The 15,193-nt window shown below is 60.5% G+C and carries 11 protein-coding genes; 6 read left to right on the top strand and 5 right to left on the bottom strand.

Going from position 1 to position 15,193, the window contains the following annotated elements; genetic code table 11:
- A partial coding sequence (locus tag CCR95_RS24945; RefSeq protein ID WP_207188606.1) for a hypothetical protein occupies positions 1 to 243 on the top strand: 243 nt, incomplete at its 5' end.
- 111 nt (positions 244 to 354) lie between these two features.
- Here CCR95_RS24945 and CCR95_RS12495 read toward each other — a convergent pair.
- Together CCR95_RS12495 and ald are read right to left on the bottom strand one after the other, a co-directional pair.
- Positions 355 to 978 carry an IS607 family transposase gene (locus CCR95_RS12495; protein WP_201094785.1) on the bottom strand — a complete coding sequence of 208 codons (624 nt, stop codon included), beginning with the start codon at positions 976 to 978 and terminating at the stop codon, positions 355 to 357.
- A gap of 151 nt (positions 979 to 1,129) precedes the next feature.
- Positions 1,130 to 2,251, bottom strand: a complete 1,122-nt coding sequence (gene ald, locus CCR95_RS12490) for an alanine dehydrogenase (RefSeq protein WP_201094770.1) — start codon at positions 2,249 to 2,251, stop codon at positions 1,130 to 1,132.
- A 672-nt stretch (positions 2,252 to 2,923) separates the two neighbouring features.
- On the opposite strand from ald, the gene CCR95_RS12485 reads away from it, so the two are divergent.
- The 4 genes from CCR95_RS12485 (at position 2,924) to CCR95_RS12460 (ending at position 10,676) form a co-directional block, all read left to right on the top strand.
- Entirely contained in the window at positions 2,924 to 4,846 is a 1,923-nt protein-coding gene (locus CCR95_RS12485; protein WP_014776808.1) for a PrkA family serine protein kinase, read from the top strand.
- A 43-nt stretch (positions 4,847 to 4,889) separates the two neighbouring features.
- The gene (locus tag CCR95_RS12480) at positions 4,890 to 6,158 is read left to right on the top strand and encodes a YeaH/YhbH family protein (protein WP_201094768.1); all 1,269 of its coding nucleotides are present in this window, start codon (positions 4,890 to 4,892) and stop codon (positions 6,156 to 6,158) included.
- The gene (locus CCR95_RS25305; protein WP_242523219.1) at positions 6,155 to 8,863 is read left to right on the top strand and encodes a SpoVR family protein; all 2,709 of its coding nucleotides are present in this window, start codon (positions 6,155 to 6,157) and stop codon (positions 8,861 to 8,863) included. The genes CCR95_RS12480 and CCR95_RS25305 overlap by 4 nt, the downstream gene beginning before the upstream one ends.
- 97 nt (positions 8,864 to 8,960) lie before the next feature.
- Positions 8,961 to 10,676, top strand: a complete 1,716-nt coding sequence (locus CCR95_RS12460; protein ID WP_201094766.1) for a L,D-transpeptidase family protein — start codon at positions 8,961 to 8,963, stop codon at positions 10,674 to 10,676.
- Here the strand turns inward: CCR95_RS12460 and pyrC are convergent.
- Positions 10,673 to 11,749 carry a dihydroorotase gene (gene pyrC, locus CCR95_RS12455; RefSeq protein ID WP_201094757.1) on the bottom strand — a complete coding sequence of 359 codons (1,077 nt, stop codon included), beginning with the start codon at positions 11,747 to 11,749 and terminating at the stop codon, positions 10,673 to 10,675. The genes CCR95_RS12460 and pyrC overlap by 4 nt on opposite strands.
- A gap of 438 nt (positions 11,750 to 12,187) precedes the next feature.
- Here pyrC and CCR95_RS12450 point away from each other — a divergent pair, with 438 nt between their 5' ends.
- Positions 12,188 to 14,068, top strand: a complete 1,881-nt coding sequence (locus CCR95_RS12450; RefSeq protein ID WP_201094755.1) for a phosphoenolpyruvate carboxykinase (GTP) — start codon at positions 12,188 to 12,190, stop codon at positions 14,066 to 14,068.
- Positions 14,069 to 14,192: 124 nt separating this feature from the next.
- On the opposite strand, the gene CCR95_RS12445 is transcribed toward CCR95_RS12450, so the two are convergent.
- On the bottom strand, positions 14,193 to 14,462 hold the full coding sequence (locus CCR95_RS12445; RefSeq protein ID WP_201094753.1) for a hypothetical protein: 270 nt from the start codon (positions 14,460 to 14,462) through the stop codon (positions 14,193 to 14,195).
- Positions 14,463 to 14,555: 93 nt separating this feature from the next.
- Positions 14,556 to 15,155: a dephospho-CoA kinase gene (gene coaE, locus CCR95_RS12440; RefSeq protein WP_201094751.1), complete on the bottom strand. Its 600-nt coding sequence runs from the start codon at positions 15,153 to 15,155 to the stop codon at positions 14,556 to 14,558.
- Positions 15,156 to 15,193 lie beyond the last annotated feature (38 nt).

Raw genomic sequence — 15,193 nt, 5'->3', positions numbered from 1 at the left:
GATTGTGGGTTCCATCAGACCTCGCCGCCGCTTAATGGTGGCTGGGTCCAACCGCCGGATGCGGAAAACCGCATGTCCGGTGGTGTGGGAGGGCTGACGGGCGCAATCCCGTCAGCCCGACCCGATCCTCCCGGCCACCGCGCAACAGGCGCGGCGAATGAATTCGCCCCTACCTTCCGGCCATCCGCTCAAGGGATGGAGACGCTCTTGATCTTCGTGCTCATACCACGCAACGAGAATTGAAGACACGCCTCCAAGAGCCGGCAACTGGTGTCGCAATGCCGCCGAGAGCCACCGACGCGATCCAGATCGGCAGCCTGTCCGGGCGGGGGCGCGGTTCAATTCGGTGGGCGATCAGCATGACGCGTCCACGGCCTTTTTCACGTCATCCAGCCGTTTTTGGTTCTTGCGCGAGCGACTGCCGTACAGCCGCGCCGAGAACACGGCGATGATCTCCTGGAGATCGTTCGCCAGATCCTCTTCAAACGTCGTATCCTCGCCCTGGTTAAGAATCACCACCTCAACCTGCTTCGCCTCGCAAATGGCGAACACCAGTTCCGCGCCGAAGCGCAGCAGGCGATCTTTGTGGGTAATAACCAACCGCCCAACCTGTCCATCGATGACGGTATTCAGTAGCCGCTTCAGGCCCGTCTTGCGATCGTTCAGGCCAGAGCCAAGGTCGGCGATCACCTCGAACGTCCAACCTTGACGCGCGCAGTACAGCTCTAAAACCTGCTTCTGCCGTTCCAGGTCGGCCTCCTGATCGTGGCTGGACACGCGGGCATAGGCGACGGTGCGCCGGCTGGCCGCTTCCTCGGCGCGGAACAGCTCGGGCCGCAGCTTCGCCAAGTCATAACGGCGATGGCCGCCCGCCGTATGTTCGGCGATCAACTTGCCGGACGCTTCCCAGCGCCGGAGCGTCGTGATTGACACACCCAGCGTCTTCGCCGCTTCACCAATGCCGACAAATCTTTCCATATCGAAAAGTATTAAGTAGATTCGAAAAGATTGCAAGTGCAAGGCAGCTCTCCAGCCTGGATCCCAACGCCACCTCTGGAATGACGAATTCTTGGCGGAAGATCGCTGGCGAGCCGCGGCATCCGGCCATCTGTCCGGATACACGCGTACCTCATCGCTGAACAAGCGCGTCCAGCGCGGGGACAAAATCCACCCGCTGGGCCTGTGCCACCTCTCGGCGACAGAGCAACCCATTGGCCACGTTCAGACCATTCAGCAGATGCGGGTCATCGAGCAGCGCCTGCCGGGCGCCCTTGTCCGCCAGTGCCAGGACAAAGGGCAGAGTGGCATTATTGAGCGCCAGCGTCGCAGTGCGGGCCACGGCACCCGGCATATTCGCCACGCAATAGTGAACGACACCCTCGACTTCAAACGTCGGATCCTGATGCGTGGTCGGATGCGAGGTCTCGAAGCACCCGCCCTGATCAATGGCGACATCCACCAGCACCGCGCCCGGTTTCATCCGGGCGACCAGCTCGCGGCTGACCAGCCGGGGCGTGGTCGCGCCGGGAATCAGCACGGCGCCAATCACCAAGTCCGCTTCCAGCACGGCCACCTCCAGGTGGCGAGCCGTGGACATGAGCGTCTTGATCCGATTCCCGAAGCGCTCGTCCAGTTGGCGCAAGGCGCCGAGATCCCGGTCCAGGACGGTCACCTCCGCCCCGAGGCCGACGGCCATGGCGATGGCGTTGCGTCCGACCACGCCCGCGCCGAGCACGGTCACGCGCGCCGGCTCGACTCCAGGAACGCCGCCCAGCAGCACGCCACGTCCGCCCTGCGCTTTTTCCAGACAATGCGCGCCGGCCTGGATCGACATGCGCCCCGCCACTTCGGACATGGGCGCGAGCAGCGGCAGATGGCCCGCCACGTCGGTGACGGTTTCATAGGCGATACAGAGCGCCCCGCTCGCCATCAGATCGCGGGTCTGAGCGATGTCCGGGGCCAGGTGCAAAAAAGTAAAGAGCGTGTGATGCGGCTTGAGCAGCCGGCGCTCGGCGGCCTGCGGATCCTTGACCTTAACGATCAGTTCGGCCCGGTCGAAGACCTCGGTGGCCACTGGCAGAATGACCGCGCCGGCGGCCCGATAATCCTCGTCGCTCATGCCGATCGCCGCGCCGGCCTGCGATTCCATGAGCACCCGGTGGCCTCTTGCCGTCAGTTCATGGACCGATGCCGGTGTCAGGCCGACGCGGTACTCGTGGTTCTTGATTTCTTTCGGCACACCCACGTTCATCGAGTCATCCCCCTAAACCGCGTCCAGAGCACGAAAGATGGGGGTGTCGGGCACTTATGCCTAGTACATCACGCCTGAAATTCAAGATTCGGAGTCCAGTGGCTGTCGGTCAGGAACTGTAAGGCACCATGGTCAAAATGAGAATTGCCGTCAGTTCCTGGTGTCGCTTGACTAGGGGATCATCTGGGACACGATACCGAGACTCGACCGGACTCGCCGCAGGAGTGGCGAATCGGAATGCGCTCATGATGTGCGGACACTGAACCTGTTGCATCGCACGCGCTCTATAGTCGTTGTGAAGACACTCTCGATTCAGGGCGGGCAGGTAATCGAAAGACCAACCGACTATTGGCACTTGACGCACTTGTTTAGTGCGGATTAGGTTTGCTCATCCGGCATCGCTTCTCTGGTTTCAGCCCCTTTACGTCGCCGACAGGTTGCTGTGCGGGGTTAAACCGCTTCGGGCATCCGATGTGTCGTTTATGCGTCGGTCGCACTGTGCCTGAAGTTGGGTATCGTCGCTGACTCGGCTTGACTCGCAATGGCGCAATTTTTGCTTTTAGTTAGACCAAACCTTGTCTTTTACCTTCCTCGCCCCGAGCGTTTATTGCAATTGGCGCTGTCAACGCCGGGCCGGGTGGGCACCATCAGTTTCCGAGCGAGGTAACCTCTATGTCGATCTTCGAACGCTACCAGGCACGGTATGAAGCCTCCCGCGAGGAGGTGTTGAGCCTGGACGAGTATCTGCAACTCTGCAAGTCGGACCCGAGCGCCTATGCGGGCGCCGCGGAGCGTCTGCTGATGGCGATCGGCGAGACGGAGATGGTCAACACCCGCGACGATCCGCGCTTGAGCCGGGTCTTTCAAAACAAGATGCTGCGGCGCTATCCGGCCTTCTCCGAGTTTTACGGGATGGAGGAACCGATCGAGCATCTGGTGTCCTATCTGAAGCACGCCTCCCAGGGTCTGGAGGAGAAAAAACAGATCCTCTATCTGCTCGGGCCGGTGGGCGGAGGCAAGTCATCTTTGGCCGAAAAACTCAAGGAACTGATGCAGGAGCGGCCTTTCTACGCCATTCATGGTTCGCCGGTGTTCGAGTCACCGCTCGGGCTTTTTTCGCCGGAGGAGGACGGCCCCATTCTGGAAGAGGATTATGGGATTCCGTCGCGCTATCTGCGCACCATCATGTCGCCCTGGGCGGTGAAGCGGTTGCAGGAGTACCGTGGCGATATCACCCGGTTCAAGGTGGTGAAGCTGTATCCATCAATGCTGGAGCAGGTTGCGATCGCCAAGACCGAGCCGGGGGACGAGAACAATCAGGACATTTCCTCGCTGGTGGGCAAGGTCGATATCCGTCAGTTGGAGCGGTTTGCGCAGAACGACGCGGATGCCTACAGCTATTCCGGCGCGCTGTGCCGCGCCAATCAGGGCATCATGGAATTCGTCGAGATGTTCAAGGCGCCGATCAAGGTGCTGCATCCGCTGCTGACCGCGACCCAGGAAGGCAACTATAACGGCACCGAGGGGCTCTCGGCGTTGCCCTTCCAGGGGATCATTCTGGCTCACTCAAACGAGTCGGAATGGCAGACCTTCCGCAACAACAAGAATAACGAAGCCTTTCTGGACAGGGTCTTTATCGTCAAGGTGCCCTACTGTCTGCGGGTCAACGAAGAGGTCAAGATCTACGACAAACTCCTACGCGGCAGCTCGCTCGCCGAATCGCCCTGCGCGCCCGGCACCCTGGAGATGATGGCTCAGTTCTCGACCCTGACACGCATCAAGGAGCCGGAGAACTCCAGCATCTTTTCCAAGATGCGCGTCTACAACGGCGAGAATCTGAAGGACACCGATCCCAAGGCTAAGTCGGTGCAGGAATACCGCGACTATGCCGGGGTCGACGAGGGCATGTCCGGAATTTCGACCCGCTTCGCTTTCAAGATCCTGTCTCAGGTCTTCAATTTCGATCATACCGAGGTGGCGGCCAATCCGGTCCATCTGCTCTATGTCCTGGAGCGCCAGATCGCCCGCGAGCAATTGCCGCCGGAGACCCAGGAACGCTATCTGAGTTATCTCAAGCAATATCTCGCGCCACGCTATGCCGAGTTCATCGGCAAGGAATTGCAGACGGCTTATCTGGAGTCTTATGCGGAGTACGGACAGAACATCTTTGATCGCTATGTCGTCTATGCGGATTACTGGATTCAGGATCAGGAATACCGCGATCCGGATACCGGCGAGATGATGAATCGCGTGGCGCTGAACGAGGAGCTGGAGAAGATCGAAAAGCCGGCGGGCATCTCTAATCCCAAGGACTTCCGCAACGAGATCGTGAACTTCGTGCTGCGGGCACGGGCCAAGAATGGCGGGGCGAATCCGAAGTGGACCAGTTACGAGAAGCTGCGCGTGGTGATCGAGAAGAAGATGTTTTCCAATACCGAGGATCTGCTGCCAGTCATCTCGTTCAATGCCAAGTCATCGGTGGACGAACAAAAGAAGCACGATCAGTTTGTCGATCGCATGACCGATAAGGGCTATACGCCAAAACAGGTGCGGCTGTTGTCGGAGTGGTATCTGCGGGTCAGGAAGTCGAGTTGATTTCCGAGTTCGAACGATAAGCGGCAGTTCCAAGCGAGCACCTATGTCAAACTTCATCGACCGGCGTCTGAATGGCAGGAACAAGAGCGCGGTCAATCGCCAGCGTTTTCTCAAACGCTATAAGACCCAGCTCAAGCGTTCCGTGGCGGATGCGGTCAACCGGCGCAGCATTACCGACATCGATTCCGGCGAGAAGGTCGGGATTCCGTCGCGGGATATTTCGGAGCCGGTGTTCCACCATGGAAAGGGCGGGGTCCGTGACCTGGTGCACCCCGGCAACAAGGATTTTCAGAAGGGTGATCGCCTGCGTCGTCCGGAGAGCGGCGGCGAGGGTTCGGGACAGGGGAAGGCCAGCAAAGATGGACAGGGAGACGACGATTTCGTCTTCGAGTTGTCGCGCGAGGAGTTCATGGATCTGCTGTTCGAGGATCTTGAATTGCCGCATCTGGTGCGTAATCAACTGATTGGCACGACCGAATTCAAATCGATCCGTGCCGGCTATGCGACCGTCGGCCCGCCCTCGAATATCGATGTGGTCCGTTCGCTGAAAGGCGCCATCGCACGCCGGACCGCCATCGGGGCGCCCCTGCGTGCGCGCATTCGTGAACTGGAATCCGAGATCGCGACCCTGCTGGCCGCCGGAGTCGCCGAGGATGACCCGCAACTGTGCGCCTTGCGCGAGGAGATCGACCGGCTCAAGACCCGCATTGCCGCGCTGCCCTTTATCGATACCTTCGATCTGCGCTACCAGAGTTTCGTGAAACAGCCGGAGCCGACCAGCAAGGCGGTGATGGTCTGTATCATGGATGTTTCAGGTTCCATGGATCAGGCACGCAAGAACCTGGCAAAGCGGTTTTTTATCCTGCTGTATCTGTTTCTGAAGCGTAATTACGACAAGATCGAGGTGGTCTTTATCCGTCATCACACCATTGCCCAGGAGGTCGATGAGCAGGAGTTTTTCTATTCCCGCGAGACCGGCGGCACGGTGGTGTCCAGCGCCTTGAATCTGGCGGATGAGATTCTGCGCGCGCGTTACGATCCGAGCGTCTGGAACATCTATGCCGCCCAGGCGTCGGATGGCGATAACTGGGATTCGGATTCGGGCGTCTGCCGGGATCTCCTGATCGATCGACTCATGCCATTGATGCGCTATTACGCCTATGTCGAGATCACGCCGCGTCAGCATCAAAGTCTCTGGTATGCCTATCAGGAAGTCATGGCCGCTTATTCTCATTTCGCCATGCAGGAAATCGACGGCGCGGATGACATCTTTCCCGTGTTCCGGGAACTCTTCAAGAGGCAGGAGGCATGAGCCAGAACATCATTTCCGAATCCGTGGAGTGGTCTTTCCCTCTGTTGGAGCGTTTCGATCAGGAAATCGGGAATCTCGCCCACAATGTCTATGGGCTGGAGACCTATCGCAATCAGATCGAGGTGATCAGCTCCGAGCAGATGATCGACGCCTATTCCTCCGTGGGTCTGCCGATCAATTATCCGCACTGGTCGTTCGGCAAGCAATTCGTCGCGACCGAACAGACCTATCGGCGCGGCCAGATGGGTTTGGCCTATGAGATCGTGATCAATTCCGATCCCTGTATCGCCTATCTGATGGAAGAGAATACGCTGCCGATGCAGGCGCTGGTCATTGCCCATGCCTGCTATGGTCATAACAGCTTCTTCAAGGGGAATTATCTCTTTCGCACCTGGACCAGCGCCGACGCCATCATCGATTATCTGGTCTTTGCCCGCCGGTACATCGCTCAATGCGAGGAGCGTTATGGTCAGGAGGAGGTCGAGCTGCTGCTCGATTCCTGCCATGCGCTGATGAATCATGGCGTCGACCGCTACAAACGCCCGGCTCCGCTCAGCATGGCGGAGGAGCAGCGCCGTCAGCGCGAGCGCGAGACCTATCTTCAGTCGCAGATCAACGATCTCTGGCGGACCATTCCCACGGTGGGCGGTGTTGAGGGTGCCCGGCAGGAATCGCGCTGGCCCGAGGAACCGCAGGAAAATCTGCTGTATTTCATCGAGAAAAACGCGCCGCTGCTCGAACCCTGGCAGCGCGAAATCGTGCGGATCGTGCGCAAGATCGGCCAGTATTTTTATCCGCAGCGTCAGACCCAGGTGATGAACGAGGGTTGGGCCTGCGTGACGGGCGAGACCTTGATCGTCACGGATCGGGGGCTGATACGCGCCCAGGAACTCGTGGAATCGCAGTTTTCGGGGTGCGTCGAGGATGGCAATCGGGTTATCAACTGGTTTGCGCACCCGGCCAAGCGGCGTGTCCGCATCCGTACTCGTCACGGCTATGAATTGCATGGCGGCGCGGATCACCGAATCCTGGTGGCCGGGGACTGGATCGAACTCCAGGATCTGAAGGTTGGGGATCGCGTGGAGATCCGGCGCGGCCAAGGTCTGTTCGCCGAGACCGAGGTCGTCATCGACTACAATCTGTTGGCCCGACCCCGCATCGCTGAGGTCTGTCATCAGCATGAGGTGTCGACCAGCACCTATTACAAATGGCATCGCGCCGCTCCAGGTCTGTCGGTTCGCGCCGAGACGGTCACCCGCTTGCAGGCCTGTCGTGACGAGTGGGAGGCCATTCTGGTCGACCCGAAACTGCCGCTCTCCTTGCAGAGTCCCGAGGATCTACCCCGACGCCCGCGGACCCTGAACCCTGATCTGGCCGAAGTGCTTGGTCAGGTGATCGGAGATGGATTCGTCGATGCCCGCCGCGTGAATCTCACCTCGCAGGATCCAGAGTTGCTGGATTTCTTTGAGCAAACGCTGTTCGACAACTTCGGTGTCGAGGCCTCACGCCGAGCGGATCGTAACCATTTCAACTCGACGATTCATAGCACCACCCTGGCACGCCTGTTCCAACAGACGTTCCAGATGGCGACCGGTCGGGGCGCCGCGGCGCGCAAACAGGTGCCCGAGATCATCCTCAAATCGCCATGCCCCGTGGTCCAAGCCTTTCTTCGCGGGCATTTCGATACCGACGGCTGTGTCTCGAAACAGGATCGTCAGGTCATCCTGGTCAGCAAGAGTCGCGAGTTGTTGCTGATCGAGCAACTACTGATCCTGAATCTGGGCATCGTCAGCTCCTTGCGGCCACAGCGGGATGGGATCTTCCGGCTCGTCATCACTGGCGAGGATGTCAGACGCTTCGCGGAGCAGATCGGTTTTCGCCTGACGTACAAGCGTCAACGCCTGCGGGAGACGCTGGAATCCGTCCAATGGTTCCTCGACAAGGATGATCTGACAACGATCGAATCCATCGAAGACGACGAGGGGCCAGTCTTCGATTTCAGTGTGGAACGCTCGCATGCCTACAAGGCCTCCTGTTTCATCAATCACAACTGCTTCTGGCATTACACCCTCATGAACCATCTCTATGACGATGGTTTTGTCACCGACGGTTTCATGATGGAGTTTCTGCAATCCCATACCGGAGTCGTGTTTCAACCGTCATTCGATGTGCCGTATTACAATGGCATCAATCCCTATGCGCTGGGGTTTGCGATGATGCGCGACATCCGCCGCATCTGCGAACGGCCGACCGCTGAAGATCGCGAATGGTTTCCGGACATCGCTGGCGGCGATTGGCGCCGGGTGCTGGATTTCGCCATGCGCAACTTCAAGGACGAAAGCTTCATTGCCCAGTATTTATCGCCAACCCTGATGCGGGATTTCCATTTTTTCGCGATTCGTGACGACGATCGCGAAGAGCACCTGGAAGTGACGGATATCCACGAGGAACAGGGCTATCGGGCGCTGCGTCTAAGGCTCGCGGAGCAATATAATCTCGGTAGCCGCGAGCCGAATATTCAGGTCTTCAAGGTGGATCGACAGGGAGATCGCTCGCTGACCCTGCGTCATTTTTCGCATCATCGTCGACCCTTGGGCGACTCAATCAATGAGATGCTGCGCCATATTCGACGTCTGTGGGGGTTTGCCGTGCGTCTGGAGACGGTTCACGAGGATGGGCGGGCACAATTGGTTGGCGAAGTCTGACCGAGCGCTTGCGGCCTCTGTCGTATTTTGAAGACACCTACAGGTTTCCCAGAAACGGTATAGTGGCCATCTCTGCAATGGTCCTTGAGGACGGGCGATGAAGTTCCATGTTTATCCGAGTATTTTCTCACTCCTGCTCGCCTTCCTACCCGCGTTGGCGCATCCGTCCTCGCTGTTAGGCCGCACCCTGGAGTCGTTGCGCGAGTCCGAGACCGCCGCCGTGGACGGCGTTCACCTGCTGTCAGGTCGTCTGCTCGCCGAGTTTTACGCGCGGCGCGACCATCAGCCCGTCTGGACCGAGCCAGCACGGATCGACGCCCTTCTGCTCCTAGTCGAGGAAAGTCGCCTGGAAGGCTTCGCGCCCCAGGATTTCCATGTGGAAACCCTGCGCGAGCTGAGTCTTCCACATGCCTTCGATGCGCTCTCCGAGGCGGAGCGTATCGGCGCGGACATCAAACTCAGCGACGCGCTGCTGCGTTATGTTCATCACACCCGTTTTGGCAAGCTCGATCCCGTTGCGGTCGATCCGAAACGCAACGATCGCAAGCCGGTTCCCGCCGAGCAACTGCTCGCCGACATGATGGGTGCGCTGGAAGCTGACGATCCTGACGCCTTTCTGTCATCCCGGTTTCAGTATCCCTTCTGGTACGAGGATCTCAAGCGCGGACTTGCGAGGTATTTGGGCAAGGCGAATCTGGAGGGGCTCGCGCCCCTGCCGGCGGGGGCCATTTTGATGCAGGGCAACCGTGATCCTCGGGTGGCCTTGGTGCGGGAGCGACTCCGTTTGATCGACGATCACGAGATCCCGGTGCCGTCGGATGCAACGCGATTCGATGAGTCGCTCCACGCTGCGGTGGTCGCCTTTCAGCGGCGGTTCGGCTTGTCCGCGGATGGCGCGGTGGGGCCGGCGACGATCGCCGCCCTGAACCAGCCGTTCGATGCGGGGAAGGTCGAGCGCATTCGCATCAATCTGGAGCGTATGCGCTGGCTCTACAATGATCTGGACACCGATTACGTGTTCGTCGATGTCGCCAACTACAAGGCGCATGTGGTGCGCGACGGCGGGATCGTCTGGAGTACGCGCGTGATCGTCGGCGAAAAGGACGCCCAGACGCCGATGTTCCGGGACACCATGGACCACCTGGTCTTCAATCCGACCTGGACGGTGCCGATCTCGATCCAGAAGACGATGGGGCGGGTCTCCTCAAGCTACACGCTGGTCGACCGTCGAACGGGCCGCAAGTCCAGTGGCGGCGACGCGAGCAACTACAAACGTTACCAGGTCGTCCAGCAACCGGGACCGCGCAATGCCCTGGGTCGTGTCAAATTCATGTTTCCGAACCGACATTCGGTCTATCTGCACGACACGCCCAACAAGGGGCTGTTTGCGCGCGATCATCGGGCGCTCAGTCATGGTTGCGTGAGGGTTCAGGATCCGGTCAGGCTCGCGGAGATCCTGCTTCAGGAGTCGAACTGGGATCGTGGCAGGATCGACCAGGTGCTCGGCAGCAGTCGTACTCGGTACGTCAACCTTGAGAAAACCTTGCCGGTGCTGCTCTATTATCTGACCGCCCGCGCCGACGAGCATGGCGCGGTTCGTTTTCGTCCGGATATTTATGAACGTGATCAAAGCCTGCTGGACATGTTTGCTGGTCCGGTGCTCCGTACTCGGATCGCCTTCCCGGAACCCCCAGCCGTGCCGGATTCCGAGTCCGCGCCAGCCTTGCCGCCAGCGCCGACCGATCCGGATCTCGATGCCCCGCCAGCATCGAATGCCGTGCGGTTGACCCAGACCGAAAGCCCGGCGCCTTAAACCGCGTCGGTTTTGGCGGTGAACGCGGCTTCATCGACCAACCGCCAGTTCAGACTTTCCCCGGCGGCCAGCGGGACGACGCGGCTTGCGCCGAAGGGATACTGCTCCGGTACCCGCCAAGATTCGCGGCACAGCCGAATGGTCCCCGGATTGCGGGCGAGTCCATAAAAATCCGCTCCATAATGGCTGGCGAACCCTTCCAGCCGATCTAGCGCGCCGGCCTGCTCGAATGCCTCGGCGTAGAATTCGAGCGCGGCATGAGCGCTGTAAACGCCCGCGCAGCCGCAGGCGTTTTCCTTATCCCCAAGGGCGTGAGGAGCGCTGTCGGTCCCCAGGAAAAAGCGCGGATGTCCGCTAACGGCCGCCTCCAGCAAGGCGAGACGATGGCGCTCGCGCTTGAGCACCGGCAGGCAATAAAAATGCGGGCGGATGCCGCCCGCCAGGATGGCGTTGCGGTTGTAAAGCAGATGGTGTGGCGTGATGGTCGCCGCCAGCGTGTCCGGCCCCGCGCGGACGAAATCCACCGCGTCCGCCGTCGTGACATGCTCGAACACCACCTTGAGCGCGGGGAAATTCGTCACGATCCAGTCGAGACGTTCCGCGATGAAGCGTTGTTCGCGGTCGAAGATATCTACCTCGGGATCCGTCACCTCGCCATGCACCAGCAGTGGCAAACCTGCGCGCTGCATCGCCTCCATGACCGGAGAGAGACGCGCCAGGTCGGTCACGCCACTCTCCGAGTTGGTGGTCGCCCCCGCCGGATACAGCTTGCAGGCCGCCACCGCGCCGCTCGCCTTGGCGGTAGCGATCTCCTCGGGCGCCGTTTGGTCGGTGAGATAGAGCGTCATCAGCGGCTGGAATTCGCTACCCGCGGGCAGCGCGGCCAGAATCCGCGCGCGATAGTCGAGCGCTTGAGCCGTGCCGACCACCGGCGGTTTGAGGTTCGGCATGACGATGGCCCGCGCGAACTGGCGGGCAGTGTGACGAACGACATCCGCCATCGCCGCGCCGTCGCGGAGATGCAGATGCCAGTCGTCGGGACGGGCGATGACGATCTCGTCGGGTCGGTTCATTTCGATCTGTGGGTTGTTGGGCCTTTCGTGTTGTTATTTTGACAGAAATGCAGCGACTCTACCCATCATCGAGCTTCGTGCCCTTCCTTCCGACGCGCTGACATCGCATGATTTTACTCAAACCCCAATGGTTGGCGCGGGCATTTTTGGTGCGTGTCGGGTATCCTGATGCCTCATCACGATGCGCGATCACGACTCAAGAACCGCGCCAGTCCTTAACGAATACCGTCATCAACGGGCCTTTTGCTCTTTGGCGCCAGTTTTGCTTGAATCCAGGGTCTAACTCCTGGTGTCAGATTTAAGCGAACCCGCATGGCCCGCGTCGACTCGACAGCCTCGTGGAGTCAGACCCCATTATTACAACCTCGCCATTCCACGAACGCCCCGATTCGACCGATCGCCCGATCCTTCCAACCGCTTTTCAGGAATCCATGACTTATGACCAGTTCCCACGACGGCGCCACGCGCACCAGTAATCGAAAATTGCTCGACTGGGTCGATGAGATCGCCGCGCTCTGTCGCCCCGACCGCATCTACTGGTGCGATGGCAGCCAGGAAGAGTACAACCGGCTCTGCGAGGAGATGGTCACGACCGGCTCCTTCGTCCGACTGAATCCCGACAAGCGTCCCAACTCCTATCTGGCTTGCTCGCACCCCAGCGATGTCGCGCGGGTCGAGGATCGCACCTTCATCTGTTCGACGCGCGAGGAGGACGCCGGCCCAACCAATAACTGGATGGATCCGCGCAAGGCCAAGCCGCTGCTCAAGGAGATCTTCAAGGACTGCATGCAGGGCCGCACCCTCTACGTGATCCCCTTCAGCATGGGGCCGCTGGGCTCGCCGATTGCCCATATCGGTGTCGAAATCACTGACTCGCCCTACGTGGTCGTGAACCAGCGCATCATGACGCGCATGGGTCAGCCCGTGCTCGACGTGCTCGGTCCGGACGGCGAATTCGTGCCCTGTATCCATTCGGTGGGCGCTCCGCTGCACCCCGGCGAGGAGGACGTGCCCTGGCCTTGCGCCGCGCGCATCGAGGACAAGTACATCACCCATTTTCCGGAGACCCGCGAGATTTGGTCCTACGGCAGCGGGTATGGCGGCAACGCGCTGCTCGGCAAGAAGTGTCTGGCGCTGCGCATCGCCTCGGTCATGGCGCGCGACGAGGGCTGGCTGGCCGAGCACATGCTGATCATGGGTGTCGAGTCACCCGAGCACGAGAAGCTCTATGTGGCGGCGGCCTTCCCGAGCGCCTGCGGCAAGACCAACTTTGCGATGCTGATCCCGCCCGCCGGCTACGAGGGCTGGAAGGTGACCACCATCGGCGACGACATCGCTTGGATCAAGCCGAACGCTGACGGTCGCTTCTACGCGATCAATCCGGAATATGGCCTCTTCGGCGTCGCGCCCGGCACCAATGCAAGCTCCAACCCCAACGCGCTCGCCGCCACCAGCCATGACGCCATCTTCACCAACTGCGCCCTGACCGACGACGGCGATGTCTGGTGGGAGGGTCTGACCGAGGAGCCGCCCGAGCACCTGATCGATTGGCAGGGCAATGACTGGACCCCCGGCTGCGGCCGCCCGGCCGCCCATCCGAACGCCCGCTTCACCGCGCTGGCCTCGGCCTGTCCCTCGATCGATCCGGAGTGGGAGAATCCCAAGGGCGTGCCGATCAGCGCCTTCCTCTTCGGCGGTCGGGTCAGCAAGCACTTCCCGCTGGTGTTCCAGAGCTACAACTGGGAGCACGGCGTCTACATGGCCGCGACCATGGGCTCGGAAGCGACCGCCGCCGCCATCGGCCAGGCCGCCATGCGACGCGACCCCATGGCGATGTTGCCCTTCTGTGGCTACAACATGGCCGACTACTGGCGCCATTGGCTGCGGATGGGGCGCCGTCATGTCGCCACGCCGCCACGCATCTTCCGCGTCAACTGGTTCCGCAAGGACAGCCACTCGCGTTTCATGTGGCCGGGATTCGGCGAGAACATGCGGGTCTTGGAGTGGATCGTGAAGCGTTGCAATCATCAGGGCGCGGGGGTGGAGAGTCCGCTGGGCTGGATTCCGAACTATGACGCCTTCAATTGGGAGGGTCTGGATTTCAGTCGTGACGATTTTTACGCGATCATGAACATCGATCGCGAGGTCGCGCGTCAGGAGACCAACGATCAGGAGGAACTCTTCACGCGGTTCGGCGATCATCTGCCCCGCGAGATCGAGATCGAGCGCGAACTCCAGCTCTCGCGGCTCTTCCACTCGCCATCCATCTGGGACCTGTCGGCGACTTCCGGTCCGCCTGAGACAGAAACGCCGAAATGACACGAATGGCGTAAGTGGTATCCGGACATTCCGTGTCGCCTGATGTGCAAAGCGACCTAGCGATGCGTGGGGGACGAGGGGCAAACGGCGGCCGATCCCGCGGGATCGGCCAGACAGCAGGCCGCTAAGGTGTGCTCGGTTTATCGAGGGTCTTCGCCGGTTCGGTGACGGCCTCTTTTTTCTTCGGTAATGCTCGGCAGTGGCTTGCGACCTGGACGTTGTCCTTGCGCGTGTAGCCGGCCTGCCAGCGGCATTCCGCGTTCGTTTCGCAGGCGGCCTGCTCCATGCCCTTGCAGGCGGATGCCGCGTTGGCCGGTTGCCAGGCCAGGGGGGCGATGAGTAAGGAAGAGAACAGCGTAATCCGTGCGGAGTCGAGCAAAATGGTTTTTTTCATTGGTTTTTCCTCTCTAATAATCCCTGTGGATGCCACGCGACGTTGATTCTGTCGCGTGTTTGGGACCATAAAACGGAAGCGCCAATAAAGCAATTATTTTGATTTGGCGAGTTGGAGATAGCGGCGATGGAGATGCCTGACTTGGGAGGACAGCGCTGCTGGATCGCCGCGGTTGTCGAGGATGTCGTCGGCGCGGGCGTTGCGTTCCTGACGGGGACACTGGCTGGCGACGATCCGAAGGATCTCGTCCTCGGTCAGACCGCTGCGGCGTTTGACTCGCTCGATCTGAACGTGTTCGGGGATGTCGACGACCAGGACGCGGTCGGCGAGGGTCTCCTGGCCGGTCTCGAACAGCAGCGGGATGACGAGCACCGCGTAAGGTGTGTCGAGTGTCGCGAGCCGCTCCAGCATCAGGTACTTGATGGCCGGATGCAGGATGGACTCCAGTCGGGCGCGCTCGGCGGGCGAGCGAAAGACCCGTTCGCGCAAGGCGGCGCGGTCGAGCGAACCGTCGGATTGCAGGATCGATTCCCCGAAAACGGCCGCGATGCGTTCCAGCACCGGATGGCCGGCGGCGGTCAGCTCGCGCGCCAGGAGATCGGTGTCGATGACGCCCGCGCCGAGCGCGCCGAGTTGATCGGCCACGGTGGATTTTCCGCTGCCAATGCCGCCGGTCAGTGCGACGGTGAACATCGAAACCGCCTCCGGCGTGCTCCGTGTCGTTCGTGTAT

The organism is Thiocystis minor, from assembly GCF_016653465.1.
GTDB classification, from domain to species: Bacteria; Pseudomonadota; Gammaproteobacteria; order Chromatiales; family Chromatiaceae; genus Chromatium; species Chromatium minus.
The sequence above is the reverse complement of the archived record's forward strand: the minus strand, read 5'-3'. Positions and strand labels throughout refer to the sequence as shown.

Excerpts from the sequence above, each read along its gene's own strand:
- ald (WP_201094770.1), bottom strand. The coding sequence starts at position 2,251 with ATGAACGTGGGTGTGCCGAAAGAAATCAAGAACCACGAGTACCGCGTC.
- CCR95_RS12495 (WP_201094785.1), bottom strand. The coding sequence starts at position 978 with ATGGAAAGATTTGTCGGCATTGGTGAAGCGGCGAAGACGCTGGGTGTG.
- CCR95_RS12450 (WP_201094755.1), top strand. The coding sequence starts at position 12,188 with ATGACCAGTTCCCACGACGGCGCCACGCGCACCAGTAATCGAAAATTG.
- CCR95_RS12445 (WP_201094753.1), bottom strand. The coding sequence starts at position 14,462 with ATGAAAAAAACCATTTTGCTCGACTCCGCACGGATTACGCTGTTCTCT.
- CCR95_RS12480 (WP_201094768.1), top strand. The coding sequence starts at position 4,890 with ATGTCAAACTTCATCGACCGGCGTCTGAATGGCAGGAACAAGAGCGCG.
- coaE (WP_201094751.1), bottom strand. The coding sequence starts at position 15,155 with ATGTTCACCGTCGCACTGACCGGCGGCATTGGCAGCGGAAAATCCACC.
- CCR95_RS25305 (WP_242523219.1), top strand. The coding sequence starts at position 6,155 with ATGAGCCAGAACATCATTTCCGAATCCGTGGAGTGGTCTTTCCCTCTG.
- CCR95_RS12485 (WP_014776808.1), top strand. The coding sequence starts at position 2,924 with ATGTCGATCTTCGAACGCTACCAGGCACGGTATGAAGCCTCCCGCGAG.
- CCR95_RS12460 (WP_201094766.1), top strand. The coding sequence starts at position 8,961 with ATGAAGTTCCATGTTTATCCGAGTATTTTCTCACTCCTGCTCGCCTTC.
- pyrC (WP_201094757.1), bottom strand. The coding sequence starts at position 11,749 with ATGAACCGACCCGACGAGATCGTCATCGCCCGTCCCGACGACTGGCAT.